The organism is Sphingobacterium cavernae (assembly GCF_008520265.1).
Taxonomy (GTDB): domain Bacteria; phylum Bacteroidota; class Bacteroidia; order Sphingobacteriales; family Sphingobacteriaceae; genus Sphingobacterium; species Sphingobacterium cavernae.
The window spans coordinates 1-1043 of sequence record NZ_VIQM01000003.1 but is presented as its reverse complement, the minus strand read 5'-3'; the positions used below and the strand labels follow the sequence as shown (position 1 = coordinate 1043).

1 protein-coding gene is annotated in these 1043 nt (G+C 36.8%); it reads left to right on the top strand.

Annotation, left to right across the window (positions count from 1 at the left end):
- The first annotated feature begins 119 nt into the window (after positions 1-119).
- The gene (locus FLS47_RS00015; RefSeq protein ID WP_149912357.1) at positions 120-1028 is read left to right on the top strand and encodes an IS982 family transposase; all 909 of its coding nucleotides are present in this window, start codon (positions 120-122) and stop codon (positions 1026-1028) included.
- The last annotated feature ends 15 nt before the right edge of the window (positions 1029-1043 follow it).

Sequence of the window (1043 nt, the reverse complement as noted above, 5' to 3'; positions counted from 1 at the left end):
TTAACGTGAGTTCGGGATAAGAAAAAGCTTTAAAAAAGAGGCTGTAAAACATAAAATAGGCTTGATTTTTGTATATAAATAGTTGACTATCAATTCAATACAATAATAAATCAAGCCTTATGTTGAGAGATAAAGTTATAGAAATATTCGTTAAAGTAGATGATTTTTGCAAAGAAATCAGGCCCATGTTGGAAGAAAAGCGGATTGAAGATAAAAAAATAGGAAACAGGTGCCGTAAAACAGGCTTGTGTCAGAGTGAGATGATCAGCCTCATGATCCTTTTCCATTCAGGACAATTCACCAATCTGAAGTCCTTTTATGTCCATTATGCCTTGCCCCATCTCAAGGATCTTTTCCCAGGATTGACCTCCTACAACAGGTTCGTTGAGCTTCAACCCAGGTGTGCTATCACCTTTATGCTTTTTGTAAAGATGTGCTGTCTTGGCAAGAGTGAAGGAATCAATTTTATAGACTCTACACATATCAAGGTGTGCCACAATAGAAGGATACATCAGCACAAAGTTTTCAGGGATACTGCTGAGCGAGGACAATGTTCCATCGGTTGGTTCTATGGTTTCAAACTACATCTGATCATCAATGATAAAGGGGAAATATTGTCCTTTTACCTCACTAAGGGCAATGTGGATGACCGAAATCTAAAACATATGATGGATATGACCAAGGATATCTTTGGTAAACTCTATGGGGATAAAGGTTATATTTCAAAGGCAATGGCTGATATACTCTGGGGAAATGGTATACAGATGGTAACCAAACCAAGAAAAAACATGAAAGGTATGAACCTGAGTCAAACCGATAAAATAATGCTCAGAAAGAGGGCAATTATTGAATGCGTCAATGATGAACTTAAAAACATTTGTAAGCTACAACATACCAGACATAGGTCTGTAAGTAACTTCTTATTGAATATTTTGGGAGCACTAGCTGCTTATGCTTTCTTCCCTAAAAAACCTTCTTTAAACATACAGTTTGAACAGCAAGAAAACCAATTATTCCTCGCTGCTTAAACCGAACTCACGTTA